The organism is Limnohabitans sp. Rim47, from assembly GCF_001517545.1.
GTDB lineage: Bacteria > Pseudomonadota > Gammaproteobacteria > Burkholderiales > Burkholderiaceae_C > Limnohabitans_A.
This window is the reverse complement of the sequence record NZ_FBYA01000004.1, coordinates 204,089-221,322: the sequence shown is the minus strand read 5'-3', so window position 1 is coordinate 221,322 and position 17,234 is coordinate 204,089. Positions and strand designations below refer to the sequence as shown.

Below are 17,234 nucleotides of genomic sequence, written 5' to 3'. Positions count from 1 at the left end.
AAAGCCATGAGCGACCTGTCCACCGACACCTCCAGCACCTATCTGGACTTCAACGCCCTCACGCGGCTGAAGGGTGAGGCGGCGCAGGACCCGTCCAAAGCCATCCGCAAAACCTCAGAACAGTTTGAGGCTTACTTCATCCAGCAAATGATGAAAACCATGCGCGAGTCGATCGAAAAAAGCGACCTGGTTGAAGGCGGCAACATGGACCAGTACCAAGATTTGATGGACAAAGAGCTCTCTTTGGAAATGGTCAAGCGAGGCGGCATGGGCGTGGCCGACATGATGGAACGCCAGATGAAGCTGGCCCAAGGCCTGAGCACGCAAGATGCCTTGCAACTGCGTGCCGTAGAAAGCAAAGCGATGCCACTGAACCCGACACGCGAAGCCATGCCTCTCAAGCCCGAGGTCATCAAAGCCTACCAACTCGAGCGCTTCAACGGCTACAAGCTGGACAACGCTACGGGGGCTAAACCATGAGTGATTTGCTCAGCATTGGCAGCTCGGGTGTCACCGCCTACCAGCGTGCGCTGGCGACTGTGTCCAACAACATTGCCAACGTCAGCACCGACGGTTACACCCGGCAAGATGTTTCACTGAGCTCCAACCAACCTCGTTTGTTGGGCAACAGCTATTTGGGCACCGGTGCCCGCTTTGATACCGTTCAACGCCAGTACGATGCTTTTGTCGAATCCAACTTGCGCAACAGCAACAGTGATCTCGAAAGTCAAAAGCCTCTGCTGTCCTACGTCAACCGCCTGATCGACGTGATGGGCGACGAAAGCATTGGCCTGACCACGGCCATGAATCGGTTCTTTGAATCGTCCAGAGACTTGGCCAGCGACCCGGCTTCGGTCGTTTCGCGCAGCTCATTTTTACGCGATGCCGAAGGCTTGGCTGCGCGCTTTCAACAACTGGCCGGCCAGTTTGAATTGCTCGACAACGAAACCCGCCAATCGGTGGACACCGACGTGGGCCAAATCAACTCCTTGACCCAACAACTGGGTTTGCTGAACAAGCAAATGGTCAAGCACAGCAGCGTTGACAACCAACCATCCGAGCTGCTGGACCAACGCGACCGTTTGTTGCGTGAACTGTCGGGTCTGATCGCGGTCAAAACCAAATTCGAGCCCAACGGCGCAGTCATGGTCAGCGTAGGCGACACCTTGGACCAAGGCATTTTGGTGGACAAGGCCAACACGCGGGCCATCAGCGTTCAGCCCTCGGCCATCGACAGCAACAAACTCACGTTTGTGATTGACGCTTATGGCACGCCCGAAACCATGCCAGGCATCAGCAGTGGCAAGATCGGCGGCGTGATGAATTTCCGCGAACAGGTCCTGACCCCGGCCTTCAACTCGCTGAACGACCTGGCCGAGGTGATGACCCGTGAAATCAACGCCATTCACCGCGAAGGCGTGGATGCCGAAGGCCTTTTGGGGGGCGATCTGTTTGCCTTCAGTGCCGATAAGCCCTTGCAGGCTGCCGGCATGCAATTGATTGTCAAAGACGCCAACCGGGTGGCCGCAGCAGGCCAGTTTCGGGTCATCGACAACCCACTGAACAGCGGCTCTGCACAAGCGCGCGTGGTCTACAACGCGACCAACTTCGAAGGCCCCACGGCCTTGTTGGGCGAACTGGCGCTGGCCCAAGTGCCACAAATTGGCCAAGTCACGGTCAGCACCAGTGCCAGCCAACCCTTCGCCAGCCTGGGCCTGGTGCCCGTGGGCACCCAAGAGTTGTCGTTGACACTGAAAAACCCAAGCGCCAACCAGTCGTTTCAAGTGCTGACACGGGACGGTCGCCACCTGTTGGGTACAGCCCTCACAGCCAGCGAACAAGCTTTGCTGATCAAAACCGGCAACGGCATGGAAGCCGGTGCCACTTACAGCACCACCGAGCTCAACGCGACAGGCGATGCGAGCTACCTGGAGATGGACATCTTCATGGGAGCCAAGGCCGATGTCGGTCTGCTGCAACAGTTCAACCCGGCCACGCGGGAATTGTTGTCGCCGCAAAAAACGGCCGCCGTGTTGACCGGCAACCCCTTTGTACCGTCTGCGGGTGGCATTGCGGCCGGAACCCTCACGCTCAACGGTCAAGCACTGACCGCCTTGGCGGGCCCCCTGACACTGAGCTCTGTGGTCAATTGGCTGAACACCGAATCGGCTAACACCGGGATCACGGCCAGCGCGTCCGAGGGCAAACTGGTGCTCTCACGCGCAAGCACCAACACCACCGACGATATCCGTCTGGGCATGGGCAGCAATGGCACCCCGGCCGACCTCAGCCGTCTGGGCTTTGACACGCGCATCTCGGTCAAGGGCGGCACCACCGACGACTTGCTGGTGTTTGTAACCGACCGCAGCGGCGCAGACAGCAGCGCCACAGTGCTTGCGCAGTTTGCCGGCCAAGAAGGCAGCATGAAGCAAACTTTGCGGGCATCTTCCTTGCAAGTTTCCTTCACGACCGCCACCACTTACAAGATTCTGGACACCCAATCCGGCAGCATCGTGGCCGAGCGCAGCTTGCAGGTGGACCCCAACGTCACCACACCGAACCTGACCTACCGCGGCTTGAGGCTCGAATTTTCGACCGCCCCCAAAGCTGGCGACGTCTTCACCATCGACGGCAACAAGGACGGCATTGGCAACAACGAAGCCATGCTGCGCATGGTGGCGCTGGAAGAAGACGCCATCATGCCCGGCGGCCTGACCATGACCGAGGCCTATATTGAACGCGTCAACCAGGTTGGCAGCGTGGCCCGGCAGTCGGCCATTGCCGAGCAAGCCCTGAGCGTGGTTTATCAACAAGCCCAGGAAGCGCGTGATGGCATTTCGGGCGTGAGTCTGGACGAAGAAGCCTCGGCCTTGGTGCGTTTTCAACAGGCCTACCAGGCCAACGCCAAGGTCATGCAAGTGGCCATGGCTTTGTTTGACTCCATCTTGCAAGTTCGCTGACCGGAGGTCCCATGAAAATATCCACCTCTTTTTTATTTGACCGTGCGACCGAGCGCATGAGCACGATCCAGAACAAGCTGGCCACCACCCAGGCCCAAATGGCCGAGTCCAAACAAATTTTGTCGCCCAGCGATGCGCCCGACCAAGCGGCGGCCATTCAGCGCCTGAAGGGCGAAGTGCAACGGCAAGACAGCCACATGCGCACGCTCGATGTGGCCATGCGCCGCTACACCGCCGAAGAAACAGCGCTGTCGGCCTCGAACGACATCTTGATCCGCATGAAAGAGCTGGGCTTGCAAGCCGCCAACGACACGCTGGCACCGGACGATCGCAAAGCCGTCGGCGTGGAAATGAAAGCCCTGCGAGACCAACTGCTGAGCTTGGGCAACACCCGCGACGACAGCGGCAACTATTTGTTTTCGGGCACACGGGTGAACACACCGGCCTTTGCCGAAGGGGTCAACGGTGAAGTGGTCTACCAAGGCGACCAGACCCAAACCCGCATCCCGGCCGGTGTGGAACGCACGGTGCAATTCACCCGCGCGGGCACCGACGTGTTCAGCCGCGTGGTGCGTGAAAACCCCGACCAAAGCACCACCAGCGTGGGGTTTTTTAATGCACTGGATCAGATGATCGACGGCATCAACGGCAGCCAGACCAACAAGATCCAGCAGGGCATTGCCGACCTCACCCAAATGCACGACAGCCTGACTTTGTCGCAAGCGCAAAACGGCTCGGACCAAATCGTCGTGCAATCGCAGCTGGATGTGCTGAGCGAAACGGCGCTGCGCTTCAAGTCAACCCTGTCCGAAATCGAAGACCTCGACTACGCCGAAGCCGTGACCCGCATGAACAAAGAGATGATGGCCATGCAAGCGGCCATGGGCAGCTTTGCCAAAATCTCCGGCCTGTCCCTGTTTGACTACATCCGGGGCTGAAGGCCACACCCACACTTCATTTATGGGAAGCGGTGCCGATTCTCTAAATTGAGCTTCTTTACCGCACCCACCACAGCGAACCCAACCCATGGCCACCACCAGCAACATTGTCAACACCCTCGGAGCCGGCTCCGGCATCGACATCAAAGGCTTGGCCCAAAGCTTGGTGGACGCCGAGAAAACACCCAAAAAAGAGCGGATCGACGCCAAGATTGCCCAGTCCGAGGCCAAGATCACCGGCTACAGCGCGATCAAATACGCTTTATCCGAACTCAAAACTGCTTTTGGCAAGCTCAACGATGCGAGCGACTTCAGCTCCATCAAGCCCAGCAATACCCAACCTGCCGCTTTTGGCGTCACCGCCAGCAGCACTGCCGAAGCCGGCAGCTACAGCATCGAAGTCTTGCACACTGCCCTGGCCCAGCGCACCCCCAGCAGCATATTTGTCGACCGCGCCGAACAACTTAATGTGGTCAGCCCCGCCACCACCGGCACGGCCTTTAGCCTGAACCTGAGCGTGGGCGGGGTGAGCAAAGGGGCCATCAATGTCACCAACCCCACACCCGCAGGCATGGTCAGCGCCATCAATGGCGCCAAACTGGGCGTGACCGCCCAGCTCATCAACACCGGAAACGGTTACCAGGTGGTCGTCACGGGCGAAACCGGCGCGGATCAGGCTTTCAGCCTGACGAGCGACGACGGCACCGGTACGGCCGTGTCGGGCGTCGAGTTTGGGGTCGACCTGCAATCGGCCACCAATGCCAGCTTCAAAGTCAACGGCCTGACGGTCTCGCGCAGCAACAACACCGTGACCGATGTGATCGACGGCGTCACGCTGGACCTCTATGCCAACACCACAGGGGCGGCCCGACTTGATCTGAATCGCGACACAGCAGGCATCAAAGACAACATCAAAGGCCTGGTCACGGCCTACAACGATTTTGAAGAGAGTCTGAAAGTTTTGGGCGATCGCAGCAGCGAAGTTAAAGATTTCGGTGGTGTTTTGGCAGGCGAGAGCCTGCTTGAATCGGTACGCAGCCAAGTGCGCGCCATGGTCACCAACAACTCCAGCACACCGGGCACCCACATCAAAGCCGCCCGCGATGTCGGACTGAGCCTTGACCGCTACGGCAAACTCAACCTGGACGAAGGCAAACTCGACACGGCCTTGCAAAACAACTTTGGCGAAGTCTCCACCCTGTTCAGCGCGGGTACCAACAACCAAAGCATTTACAGCCCAGCACCCGCAGGCTTGGCGGGCGATGCCATCAATAAAATCGAAAAGATGCTGCTGTCTAACGGCAACATCGCAACGCAAAGCGCTAACGCGACCACCAAGATCGCCCAGTACAAAGAAGAATTGGTCACGCTGGAGGCCCGCATGGAGAAAATGCTCAACCGCTACATGAGCCAGTTCAGCGTCATGGAGAGCATTGTGGGCAACAGCAACAGCACGCGCGAAGGTCTGACGAGCACCTTCAAAGGCATGATGGCCGCCTACAACAATTGAGCCAGCGCCATCAGTGCACCGCTTGTAGGCCTGTCAGGCCTGAAGCAACATTTGCTTTTTGATTTGTGCAACCTGCTGAAGTTTGACTTCATCCATGCCCAACAAACGGGCTGCTGGACTGGAAAACAAAGCAGCATGCTCGAGAAACAGCAATCGGTTTTGCGGCAACAACAATTGCTCGGCCGCTTTGGGCTGGGTTGGAGTCCATTCACGGGACAGCGCTTGCGTCAAGCCTTGCTGAGTCTGCGGCATTGTGCTGGCCAAGATGTCTGCCTCTTGCACCAACACCGCCAGGCAATCGCGCTGGCGAAGGTCAAATACCTGCGAGCGAACAGCCAAATGAAACGATTTGACCCGCACAGGATCGGTGGCCAAGATGCAATAAGACAACTGCTCCTGATCGGACTCAACCAGGCCCGCAGCTTGCATCAATGGCCGCAAATCGTGCACAGCACGGGCCTCAAACTCGCTTGGCTGAGAATTGGTGCCCCCAGGGTGCAAAAAATCATGGCCGGCCATGATGGCCAACGCCAGCGCCGCCACAGGGGCTTGACGGGCACCTGGCACTTTCAAATAAGCCGAGGCTTTGAGCAAGTAAGTCATGCACACCAAGGTATCGGCGATGTGCAAGCGGTTGTGATAAGCAGGTTCTTGGCCTTGTGCATGCCGCTGTGCGCCATCGCGCTCAACCTGTTCAGCCACCGAACGTCCAAACGCCAACAGCGCGTGAGCCCGTGAACCGGTGCGCGGCACACCCAGCGCCAACTGCTGCCAAGCACGTTCAAACACAAGCGGCAAACCGGGCCATTTTTGCGGCCAAGCTTGACGCAAATGGCCCAGCACAGCGTTGAGTTCGGTCAAGGTCGGCATCGCCGCCGGTGGAGCTCGATCGTCCATGTCAGGCTTTCGTACGCAGCGCGTTTTGCATGTTTTGCTGCAGCATCATGGCTTCAAAGACGGCCGTCAAAATCGGTGAAGCCGTTTTGAGCATCCCGCGCAGGCCTTCCGCCGTGATTTCAAGAAGAACCGTGCCATTGCCTGCCAACGCCGTGGCGCCGCGAATACCGCCCTGCAACATGGCCTGCTCACCAAACGAGTCGCCCTCATGCAAGGTGGCAAATACGGCACCCGTATTTTTGTCCGCCATCTGAATGGAGCCCGCCTGAATGAAATACAACTTGTCGGCAGGCTCGCCCGCCTTGAAAAGTATTTGGCCCTCTTCGAGCCGAATTTCGTCAAAAGAGCTCATGACAGCAATGGGGGTGGTGACGTCAATTGCAGGGTGCGCATGACGGTGGATTTGAGAATGCCCTTGAGCCCAGGCGGCATGTTTTTCACCAATTTGGAGATCACATAAATAGGGAAAACACGCACTTGCACGTCGTCTACCGCAATGGCGTCCATGTTGTAGGGCAATCCGCCAACCCCTTCGGCCAGGCCGATCACGCTGCCCGGTCCCAAACGGTAAATATCGTCGCCTTTGACACCCAGTACGGCGCCCTTGATCACAAAATAAGCCGAACTGACGGGCTCGCCTTGGCGGGCAAAACGTGTTTTGGCTCGAATCAGTGAGGTGCTGAGCTCGGATGAACCCCAAAGTGAAAAATACAACCGTTCATTGGCGTTGAGCTTGCCAGAATGATAAAGCTGCAAACTTTGCTCAGAATATGGGTCACGAACACCCAAAGCATGCAAATGCTCAATATTGACAGAAAACGAAGCAGCAACGTATTTGCTGGTGCTCATGGCGTCACCAAGCCCAAAAGCTGAGAAAAAATATCAATTTTCATGGCGTCAACGAACAATTTGGCAGGCAGTTTTTTGCCGTGTACTTTTTTGCGATTGTTAAAGAAATCACGCGTCGATTCAACCCTCTGGCACAGCAGCCAAAGGGATGCCCATGCCGAGTCAGGCTTGTGAGGATAGCATTGATTAATTGAAGCACGGGACGCATGACTTTGCGGGCACTGCCCGACACAAAACGAGCGCCACGTCGGCAACCATTTCGCCGCAAAACAAAGCTCAATCTGACATGCTTTGAAGGCTCAAAACAGGACTCAATTTTGATGTTTTGAGGCACAAATAGTTGACAAAATTTTATTAAATTTCAAGATGTCGGTGTTTATACCAATAAAAGTATCAATAAATCAAATTAACCCGACATAATTGCTATCATCAACAAAGTTTGGCCCAAGCACCAGCGCTGTGTCAACGCCCTTTCAACTGCTGAACATTGCTCATGAACCACTTAAGCGTCAACATTCGCCTCTTCTTTTTGGTGGGGCTGCTCTCATTGGTTTCCATCGTTGTAGGACTGATGGGACTCAGAGGCATGGCAGAAACGGTTGGCGGACTCCGCACTGTTTATGAAGACCGGGTGGTGCCTCTGCGCGATCTCAAGGTCATTGCCGACTTTTACGCAGTCAACATTGTGGACACCACACACAAAGTGCGCAACGGCAACATTCCTTGGGCCGAAGCCCGTAAAAACCTCCAGGATGCGCGTCAAGGCATTGACAAAACATGGACGGCCTACAAAGCCACCTTCTTGGTCGAGGAGGAGAAAAAACTGGTCGCCAGCATCGAACCCATGCTGGTGGATGCCGAATCGAGCCTCAACAAGCTGCAAGCCATTCTCGACAAAGAAGACATGGATGGCATCACACGTTTCACCGTGGACGTTTTGTATCCGGTGATCGACCCCATCAGCAACAAATTTTCCGATTTGATCGAAGTTCAACTCAATGTGGCCAAATCCGAATACAACCGGTCTGAAGCACAGTACGAGCAGTCGCAACTGATCAGTGTCGTGTTGCTCGCAGTCGGCACCTTGGCTGGCGTGATTCTGGCCTATCGCATCGTCGGCTCGGTGGTCAAGCCCTTGCGCTTGGTGCAAGAAACAGCGCAACGTGTGTCGCAAAATTTTGACTACGGCAGCCGCATCGAGATCACGCAAAACGACGAGGTTGGTGAAACGGCCCGCGCATTCAACACGCTGTTGCAAGCGCAGCAAACCGCCATTGGTCAAGTCAATCGCGTCATCCAGCACTTGGCTGACGGTGATCTGAGCCAGCGCATTGAAGGCAGCATGCAAGGCGATTTGGCGCAAATGCAAAGGGCCATTAACCATTCTCTGGACTCGGTGCAACGCACCATGAACGGTTTCAATGGGCTGTCACAGGCTTTGTTGCATGGCCAGTTCAACCACGAGATTGACTACACAGACAGCCGTGGCGAGTTCCGCCAAAGCCTGGAGCAGGCCAGCACCGCTTTGCAATCTTTGCACCGCATGATTGGCAATGTCGATGGCGTGATGGGCTCGGTTGCCCGTGGCGATCTGACGCAACGCGTTCAAATCGAAGCCACTGGCGACCTGTTGCGCTTGAAGCAAAACATCAACAGCTCGCTCGAAGCGCTCGGCCAGGCTTTGGGTGCGGTGCACAACAGCACCCGCCAAGTGGCTGCGGCCGCCAACCAGACCAGCACCGCCATCGGTCAAATCTCGGATGGCGCACAAAACCAGACACACGCCATCGGTCAGGTGGCCCTGGCGATCAAACACACCGCCGAATCGGTCACCGATGTGTCGCGCAACACGGCCATCGCCAGCCAGAAGTCCCGTGAATCCATGGCCATCATGCAAACCGGCATGGACAAGATGGGCTTGATGGTGCAGGTGGTCAACAACATTTCGGTGCACTCGGACAAGATCAACAAGATCACCGAAGTGATCGAAAAAATCGCCAACAAAACCAACCTGCTTTCACTGAACGCTGCCATCGAAGCCGCCCGTGCGGGCGAGCATGGCAAGGGCTTCTCGGTGGTGGCCGAAGAGGTCGGCAAACTGGCCGCCAGCAGCGCCGAGAGCTCACAAGAAATTGCCCGATTGGTGCAACAAGCGGTGGCAGAAACCGCCCACGCGGTGCAGGTGGTGAAAGAGGTCAGCCGCGACATGTCGATGATCGAACAGGGCTCTCAGGAAACCGACCAAATGCTGCAGCGCATCTCCTCGGCCCTGGAACAACAATCGGCGGCAGTCGAGGAAATCAACTCCAACTTGGGCAGCCTGGACCGCATTGCCATCAGCAACGCTTCGGCCTCTGAAGAGATCACAGCCACGGTGATCGAGCTGTCCAAACTGGCGGAACAAACCCGCCAGGACCTGGGCCGCTTCAGCGTCTGATGGTTCCGCGGGCTTGCTGACCACTCAGCAAGCTTTCCAGTGTTTCAAAGGCCGGCCGTGACAGCGCGCGGTAAAGCCTTTGAACTCGCTCGGATCCTGAGCAGTCACGCACTCAAGGCGGTCTAGAAATCCGAGTTTTACTTAATTAATTTCCCATTGAACCAGTCGGAATCCTCGTTAAACACCCGCCCGTCCTTGCCCGCAAGGACGACACGGTGGGTGTGGGTCTTGCTGTTGTGCTGGTTGCTTTACAGCTTTGCCACCTTGGCTTGGTATCTGTTGAACGATCCGGCATTCATGGGCGGTATTTGCAGGGAAAGATGATATGAAATTGAATCAGGGTTTATCCGCGTCAGGTCATACAGAGCTGATGCTCCAGCCTCAACGCATGGCGGCAGACCGCATCATGCTCAGCATGATGGTGTTTTTACTGGCCGTCTGCTTGAGCGTCGGATGGTTCACTGACAGCACCTCGCTGAGCTTGCTGGTGGGCTTGCCAACCTTGCTGGTGCCTTGGGCCATTTACAAAATGGCACCTGGCTCGGTAGCCTCGCGCCTGGCCATTGCTTGCGCCCTGATGGTGTTCTCTGCGCTGACCATTCAGCAAACGAATGGCATGGTCGAGAGCCACTTTGGCATCTTCACCCTGTTGGCTTTTTTGTTGTACTACCGCGATTGGCGTCCGATCGTGGCCGCTGCGGGCTTGATTGCTGTGCACCACGTCGGCTTTGGCTATTTGCAGTTCGTCAACGCGGGCGGCATCACCTTGCTGCCAGGCCAAGTGCACTTGACTGTCATTGCCTTGCATGCCGCCTATGTCGTCTTCGAGGCAGCCATGTTGATTTTCATGGCCACCATCTTGAAGCGCGAGGCACTCGAGTCGGCCTTGGTTGCTGAACTCTCGGGGCACATCAGCGAGGGGGACTTTTCGGCACGCGGGGACGCCGTCGATCAGGTCGAATTCCCTTTGCTGCACAAAGTCTCACAAATGCAAAAGTCTTTGCAATCCACCATGCAAGACATCGTGGGTGTGATGACGGCAGTGGCCCAAGGCCACCTGGACCGCCGTGTGACTGTCGAAGCCCGTGGTGACTTGGGGGCCCTCAAAGAAAACATCAACCAGAGCATCCACGTCCAACAGTCGGTGTTCCAGGACATCACGCAGGTGATGCAAGGTGTTGCTCAGGGTGACTTTGCGATGCGCGTGACCGCCGAGGCCAAGGGCGAGCTCAACACCCTCAAGCAAAACATCAACCAAAGCATGGCCGCGCAACAGACCGTGTTCCAGGACATTCGCCAAGTCATGCAAGGCGTGGCCCAAGGCAACCTGCAACGGCGCGTGTCGGCACAGGCTTTGGGTGACCTGAACGAACTCAAGAGCAACATCAACCAGTCGCTCGACGCCCTGCGCGAAGCCATGACCACCATTCACCTGAATGCCCGCCAAGTGGCCGCCGCATCCGGTGAGGCGTCCAACGCCATTGGCCAGATTTCCGATGGAGCCCGGCACCAGACCGATGCCATCAGCCAGGTCGCCATGGCGGTGCGCCAGACGGTGACCTCGGTGACCGAAGTGTCCGAAAACACTGAAATCGCCAGTCAGAAATCACGCCAGTCGTTCACACTGGTGCGCGGCAGCATGGTCAAGATGGACGAGATGGTCAAGGTGGTCAACAACATCGCCACCAACTCGGAAAAGATCAACAAGATCACCGAGGTGATCGAGAAGATCGCCAACAAAACCAATTTGCTGTCCTTGAATGCGGCCATTGAAGCCGCGCGTGCAGGCGAGCACGGCAAAGGCTTTGCCGTGGTGGCCGACGAAGTGGGCAAGTTGGCCCTGAACAGCGCCGAGAGCTCGCAAGAAATCGCGGTGCTGGTCCGGCAAGCCGTCGAAGAAGCCCGCAGCGCCGTCACGGCTGTGATGGACGTCAGCCAAGACATGTCCGGCATCGAACGCGAAACCCAGGCCACCGATCAAATGCTGCAGCGCATTGCCTCGGCCCTGGTGCAGCAAAGTTCAGCAGTTGAGCAAATCAATGTGAACCTGAACAACCTTGACCAAATCGCACGCAGCAACTCGGCAGCGTCTGAGGAAATCGCGGCCACGGTGGTCGAACTGTCCAAAATTGCAGACGCTACGCGCCGTGAGGTGCAACGCTTCGAGACCTGAGCGCCGAAGAGCGCCAAGGCAGGCAGATGGCGCCGAGTCTTAAACCGGTGCGGCCAACAACTGCCGTATCTGGGCCAGCAGATCGGTGCTTTTGAATGGTTTGGACAAGCTCGCATTGGCACCGGGCACCTGAATGGTGTCGATGCCAAAGCGTTGCATGATGTTGCGTGTGCTGCCCGACACCACGATCACAGGCAGATCGGGCTTGATCTTGCGCAGCTGCTCAACAAAATCAATCCCATTCATCTGAGGCATGACCAAGTCGGTGACGACCAGATCAATGACCTCTGTGGCCAAACAGGCCAGCGCCTCTTGCCCATTGGGTGCCGTGATGACACGAAAGCCCTGGATTTCGAGCATCTCCTGCACCCCAGCCCGGAGCAACTCTTCGTCCTCAACAAGCAAGATGGTGGCAATGGTTTTTGACATGGTGATTCTCGTTGTGTCTGGCTGAATTCAGGCTTCGGTGCAAGGCAAGCTGATGGTGAAGGTCGTGCCCTTGCCTGGCTCGGACAGGCACTCGATGGCCCCGCCCATCTGGGTGATGATGCTGCGCACCATGGCCAGGCCCAAGCCGGTGCCCTTGCCCACCTCTTTGGTGGTGAAAAAGGGCTCAAAAATACGCGACATGATTTCGGGCGGAATGCCGTCCCCGTTGTCAGAAACCGCAATGCTCACATGCCCGGCATCGGGCCGGTCGAGTTTGATGCGGATCAGGCCATCGCGTCTGTCGCCAATCGCATGACTGCCGTTGACGCACAAATTCACGATGACTTGCTGCAAGGTGCCACTTTGGCCGCGCAACACCACACCTGAGCCAATGGCATCGGCTTCAACCAGAATGTCGATGCCCTTCAGGGTCGCTTGCAACAAACCTTGGGTTTCTTCGATGACCGGCAAAAGATCGAACGGCACCGAGACCTCTTGCTCATCGTGCACGCTGCCGTCTTCTTCGAGCCGCTTGCGCTCACGGCCCAAAGCATTGAGCTTGAGCACAATGTCCCTGGCCCGTGTGGTGGCCTGCAAAATGGCTGACAGGTTTTTGGCCGCCTTGGTCTCACTGCCCAGCTTCATCTCCACCAACTCGGCGTGGTTTTGAATCACCCCCAACAAGTTGTTGAAGTCGTGGGCCACGCCGGCCGCCAACTGGCCCAGCGCATCCAGGCGCTGAGACTGCTCGACCTTTTGAACCATGCGCAGATTTTCGGACTCTTTTTCTTTGATCTCCCGCATGTCCTTGATGGTGACCACCGCACCCGTGAGGCGGTTGTAGGGGTCAACCAAAGGCGAAGCGGTCAAGACCACAGGCAAGAGGCTTTCCGACTGGTTGTGCAAGACCAACCACTCAATGTTGTGCATGCGCCGGATCATGAATGCACTCAAGGCATCCAGATCAGGGATCAACCAGACCATCATTTCTTCGTTGCTTGAAGTCGTATTGGGCACCAACAGTGTGGGCAAACGCATGACCGGCGCATTGCCCGCGCGCCAAGCCACCTCGATCACCAGCGGATCATTGCCCAAATTTTCCACGTTGGTGTGTTCACGCAAGGCCAGCAATTCGCGACTGGTTTGCTCGGCCAACAGCAAGGGCTCGGGGGTGGACTGCGGTGCCACAGTCAGACCCAACAAGGCGCAAGCAGTTGGGGTGGCCCATTTCAAACGGCCCATGCGATTGGCGTACAGCAAGGGAATCGGCAAAGACTGAACCAAGCCTGGATCTTGGGCCAGGTCCTGCACCAATCGGCGCAGCAGCGAGGCCGTCTGCAAAGGCAACCAATAAGCGAGGTCGTGCCCTTTTTGCTGGCCAGGCAACAACTTGTGCACCGGCTGCAAAGATGTGCTGGCCTTGTCACTGCCCAACAAATCCAGCGCCATGGGGTTGGCACTGATCACGCGGCCGTGGCGGTCCAGACGCAGAACACCGTCTTGCATCGCATCCATGCTCATCTCCAGCAGCTGGTGCTGGGCACGAATTTCTTCGCCCTTGTTCACCAGGCTGGACACATCGTGCAGGTTGATCACGGTCTGTTGTGGCATGCCCGTGGCATCGGCCAAAAACGACGAACTCACCCGAACTGGAATGTAGGTTCCAGAGCGGTTGCGCAGCTTGGCAATCATGGCCTCTTCGTCGCCCGGGGTGAGCTTTTGCAAAGTGGTCGAGTTGGCCACGCCCCATGGCAAGTCACGCTCGCCGCGCACCATCACCAGCGTGACGCGCTCGCCCACCAAACGGTGGTTGATGAAGCTGATCTCGACCTGATGCAAGGGCTGCCCCGCATGAAAACGCACGGCCATGGTCTGGCCAGAGCCTGAACGGTAATAGCTGTCGTCGCTGGACAGCAAGGCTTGCAAGTCCTCCAACTCATCGGCAGGCACATCTTGCAGCAGCTTCCAAAAGGAATGGCCCTTCAGCTGGTCGGTGCCGCAGCCAAGCAACTGGGCCATGCGGTGATTGGCTTGCATCACCTGACCATCGACGTCGATCACCGCTGCGCCCAACAGGTTGTCGGTCAGCACATGCCAGTAAGCCTGTGGGTTTTCCACACCCAAGCGTGTGAGCATGTGGCCATAGCCCTTGAAGATCGACAACAAGCGTGTCTCGTCCTCTTCGAACAACAAACTGCTGGGTTGGCCAATCAACAAATCGCGGTCAAACCCGGTCAGCTTGAGCAAAGCCGGATTGCAGTCCTGAATACGGCCCGCACGGTCCACCACCACCAGACCGCTGTGCATATTGCCCAGAATATCGTTGACATAAGTCATCTGCTTCTTCAGCGCGACTTCACTGGCTTGCAACTTTTCGTGATGGTCCTGCAACTCGCGCGTCAACTCGTTGGCGCGCGCCAAGGAAGACTCCAGGGTCTCGCGAGCCCGCGCCGACTGCAAGGCCACGGCGATGGCCGCAGACACGGGCTCCATCAAAGCCTCGAGCTGCAAAGGCAAGGCTTGCGCCGCAGCCATCAACAGCACCCCGCGCACCTGAGCCTCAATCACCAACGGCACCAGCACCGTGTCACCCGACTCAGGCCGCCGCACAAATTTCAGGATGGCCGCAGGAATTTCGCTGTTCCGCAAAATGGTCTTGCTGGCCGCCAAGGCCTGCAAGCTGGCATAGGTGCAACCCATCCACTCTGGCAGGGCCAAGGGCTGGCCCAGCACCGAGCTTTGTCGACGCAACTTGCACTCTTCATGCAAACGCTGGGTCGACGGGTCAAACTCCAACACATAAACAGCGCAGCCAGTCAGCCCCATAAAACGGATCAGCGTCTGCGAAACCCGGTCAGACAAGGCTTGCGGTGTGTGGTCGTGGCGAACTGTCTCGTGAATCAAAGACAGACCTTGGTCACGCCAAGTGCGCTCGTCATGGCGGGTTTGAGCCGTTTGCAAATTGGTCACCACAGTGGCCAGGTCACCCCATGCACCTTGACCGCCCTGCCCCAGCACGCTGCGCGCCTGCTCGTGTTGGCCTTGCGCCAACAAGTGCGTTGCGCGGGCCAGCTGCTCGGGCGAAGCCCCGAGATGACTTTGGTCAAGCCACCACCATGCCGCCGCCAACAGCAAAATGAAACACGAAATAACCACAATCAAGGCCCACGCACTGCGATCAGCGAGTAGCGCCCAAACGACCGCCAGCCCAATGCTGAACACACACACACCGATCAGACTCAGCCAAACTTTGGGCGTCCATGCGCGAAACAGGTTCATAGGAAAGGGGGGTCTCTAAAATACAAAAAATACTGAAAAGATCAAAACTTAAACAACAAACAGCGTCTAAACGGCTGTAAGAAGTTGTCATTTTAATTTACAGATCATTATTATTGGCGATTTTATTGATAGAATCATCAATGATTTGGAGAATATTTGAATGACCACGATTTTGCTTGTTGATGACGAGGATCTGTTGCGCGAAGGTGTGCGCGAGATTCTGGAATTTTCTGACTTCCAGGTCATCGAGGCACGTGACGGCATGGAGGCCTTGGAGCTTTTTGCGATCAACAATGTTGATCTTGTCATTTCCGACATCGTTATGCCCAATATGGACGGTGTTGACTTCGTCTCTCGCCTGCGCGAGTCTTTTCCAGCTGTGCCAATTTTGACAATTTCGGGTGGCAGCCGCGTGGTCAGCGCCCGATTTGGCCTGGATTCTGCTCTGCTGTCCGGTGCCAACGACAGTTTGACCAAACCTTTTACTGCCGTGCAGTTGCTAGAAAAAGTCAACCATTTGCTGGCCGTTAACTGATTCCGGCCATGTCCACGTCCGCCAGCACCGCCGCACAGGGTGTCGACAGCCGCCAAGTCGCGGCCGAATTGGACATTTCAGCGAAAGTCTCGTCTGACTTTGAAAAAGCCAAAGTGCTTTTGGTGGATGACAGCCGCTTGATCCGCATGGGGCTGCGCCGTTCTTTGGTAGAGATTGGCCTGACCGACATCACCGAAGCGGGCGACGGACGCGAAGCCATCGAAACCTTGGTGCGAGAGCATTTCGACCTGATGTTGCTCGACATGGAAATGCCCGAAATGAACGGCATGGAAGTTTTGGCCGTGCTGCGCGACACCCCGCACCACCCTTGGCCCCCCGTGATCGTGATCTCTGGCGGCACCAGCCTCGAAGATGCCGTGCGCTGCATCGAACTGGGCGCAGAAGACTACCTGTCCAAACCATTCAACCCGGTGTTGTTGCGCGCCCGCGTCAAGACATCGGTGGAACGCAAACGCCTGCGCGACCAAGAAGCCTTGCGCATGCGTCAACTCAAACGCCAACACGAGGCGCTGGCCTCTGAACAGGCCAAAACAGAACAACTGCTGCTGAACATCTTGCCGCGCAAGATTGCACAGCGCCTGAAGGCAGGCGAAGAACACATTGCCGATGCCTTCCCCAACGTGAGCGTGCTGTTTGCCGACATGGTGGGTTTCACCGCCATGTCCCGCACCATGACAGCCAGCGCTTTGGTCGAAGTTTTGGGCGATTTGTTCTCACGCTTTGACCTGATCACCGAGAAGCACGGGCTGGAAAAAATCAAAACCATCGGCGACTGCTACATGCTTGCAGGTGGCGTGCCCGAGCCCATGGATGACCATGCCCATGCCGTCATCGACGCGGCAGTCGAATTTTGCACAGCACTCGAAGAGATGCGCGAGCGCACCGGCGGCGCTCTGCGCATGCGCATCGGCGTGCACAGTGGCCCCATCGTGGCGGGTGTGATTGGCCTGCGCAAATTTACCTACGACCTGTGGGGCGACACCGTCAACGTGGCCAGCCGCATGGAATCCACCGGAGAGCCGGGCCGCATTCACGTCTCGGTCAACACCGCAAACCTGATTCGCAATGATTTTCAACTCGAGTCACGCGGCTCTATTGAAGTCAAAAGCCTGGGTCAGGTCGAAACCTTTTTTGTCAACGGACGCAACTGAACACATCACACGCGGACATGCTAAGCACGTTGAAAAACGGCTGAGACCCGCCCAA

The 17,234-nt window shown here is 56.9% G+C and carries 13 protein-coding genes; 8 read left to right on the top strand and 5 right to left on the bottom strand.

Annotation, left to right across the window (positions count from 1 at the left end):
- Positions 1–6 precede the first annotated feature (6 nt).
- The 4 genes from BN3544_RS11365 (at position 7) to fliD (ending at position 5,408) form a co-directional block, all read left to right on the top strand.
- Positions 7–480 (top strand): rod-binding protein, encoded by a 474-nt coding sequence (locus BN3544_RS11365; RefSeq protein ID WP_019431178.1) that lies wholly within the window; start codon positions 7–9, stop codon positions 478–480.
- A complete protein-coding gene (gene flgK, locus BN3544_RS11360; protein ID WP_019431179.1) occupies positions 477–2,960 on the top strand; it encodes a flagellar hook-associated protein FlgK in 2,484 nt (827 codons plus the stop codon). Before BN3544_RS11365 ends, flgK begins: the two co-directional genes overlap by 4 nt.
- Before the next feature lie 11 nt (positions 2,961–2,971).
- On the top strand, positions 2,972–3,898 hold the full coding sequence (gene flgL, locus BN3544_RS11355; protein WP_019431180.1) for a flagellar hook-associated protein FlgL: 927 nt from the start codon (positions 2,972–2,974) through the stop codon (positions 3,896–3,898).
- Between the two features lie 88 nt (positions 3,899–3,986).
- Complete coding sequence (gene fliD, locus BN3544_RS11350) at positions 3,987–5,408, top strand: flagellar filament capping protein FliD (protein ID WP_019431181.1); 1,422 nt, start codon at positions 3,987–3,989, stop codon at positions 5,406–5,408.
- A gap of 33 nt (positions 5,409–5,441) precedes the next feature.
- Here the strand turns inward: fliD and BN3544_RS11345 are convergent, their stop codons facing one another.
- Genes BN3544_RS11345 through BN3544_RS11335 form a run of 3 tightly spaced genes read right to left on the bottom strand, consistent with a single transcriptional unit; the run spans position 5,442 to position 7,154 of the window.
- Positions 5,442–6,305: an HD domain-containing protein gene (locus BN3544_RS11345; protein WP_155820580.1), complete on the bottom strand. Its 864-nt coding sequence runs from the start codon at positions 6,303–6,305 to the stop codon at positions 5,442–5,444.
- A gap of 1 nt (position 6,306) precedes the next feature.
- A complete protein-coding gene (locus tag BN3544_RS11340) occupies positions 6,307–6,657 on the bottom strand; it encodes a cyclic nucleotide-binding domain-containing protein (RefSeq protein ID WP_019431183.1) in 351 nt (116 codons plus the stop codon).
- Positions 6,654–7,154: a Crp/Fnr family transcriptional regulator gene (locus BN3544_RS11335; protein WP_019431184.1), complete on the bottom strand. Its 501-nt coding sequence runs from the start codon at positions 7,152–7,154 to the stop codon at positions 6,654–6,656. Before BN3544_RS11335 ends, BN3544_RS11340 begins: the two co-directional genes overlap by 4 nt.
- A gap of 493 nt (positions 7,155–7,647) precedes the next feature.
- Between BN3544_RS11335 and BN3544_RS11330 the strand changes: the two genes are divergently transcribed.
- Together BN3544_RS11330 and BN3544_RS11325 are read left to right on the top strand one after the other, a co-directional pair.
- Positions 7,648–9,591, top strand: a complete 1,944-nt coding sequence (locus BN3544_RS11330; RefSeq protein ID WP_019431185.1) for a HAMP domain-containing methyl-accepting chemotaxis protein — start codon at positions 7,648–7,650, stop codon at positions 9,589–9,591.
- A gap of 370 nt (positions 9,592–9,961) precedes the next feature.
- On the top strand, positions 9,962–11,764 hold the full coding sequence (locus BN3544_RS11325) for a methyl-accepting chemotaxis protein (RefSeq protein ID WP_019431186.1): 1,803 nt from the start codon (positions 9,962–9,964) through the stop codon (positions 11,762–11,764).
- A 39-nt stretch (positions 11,765–11,803) separates the two neighbouring features.
- On the opposite strand, the gene BN3544_RS11320 is transcribed toward BN3544_RS11325, so the two are convergent.
- Together BN3544_RS11320 and BN3544_RS11315 are read right to left on the bottom strand one after the other, a co-directional pair.
- Positions 11,804–12,193 (bottom strand): response regulator, encoded by a 390-nt coding sequence (locus BN3544_RS11320; protein ID WP_019431187.1) that lies wholly within the window; start codon positions 12,191–12,193, stop codon positions 11,804–11,806.
- A 27-nt stretch (positions 12,194–12,220) separates the two neighbouring features.
- Positions 12,221–15,472, bottom strand: a complete 3,252-nt coding sequence (locus BN3544_RS11315; RefSeq protein WP_019431188.1) for an ATP-binding protein — start codon at positions 15,470–15,472, stop codon at positions 12,221–12,223.
- Positions 15,473–15,632: 160 nt separating this feature from the next.
- Here BN3544_RS11315 and BN3544_RS11310 point away from each other — a divergent pair, with 160 nt between their 5' ends.
- Entirely contained in the window at positions 15,633–16,007 is a 375-nt protein-coding gene (locus BN3544_RS11310) for a response regulator transcription factor (RefSeq protein WP_019431189.1), read from the top strand.
- An 8-nt stretch (positions 16,008–16,015) separates the two neighbouring features.
- Positions 16,016–17,179 (top strand): adenylate/guanylate cyclase domain-containing protein, encoded by a 1,164-nt coding sequence (locus BN3544_RS11305; RefSeq protein ID WP_019431190.1) that lies wholly within the window; start codon positions 16,016–16,018, stop codon positions 17,177–17,179.
- The last annotated feature ends 55 nt before the right edge of the window (positions 17,180–17,234 follow it).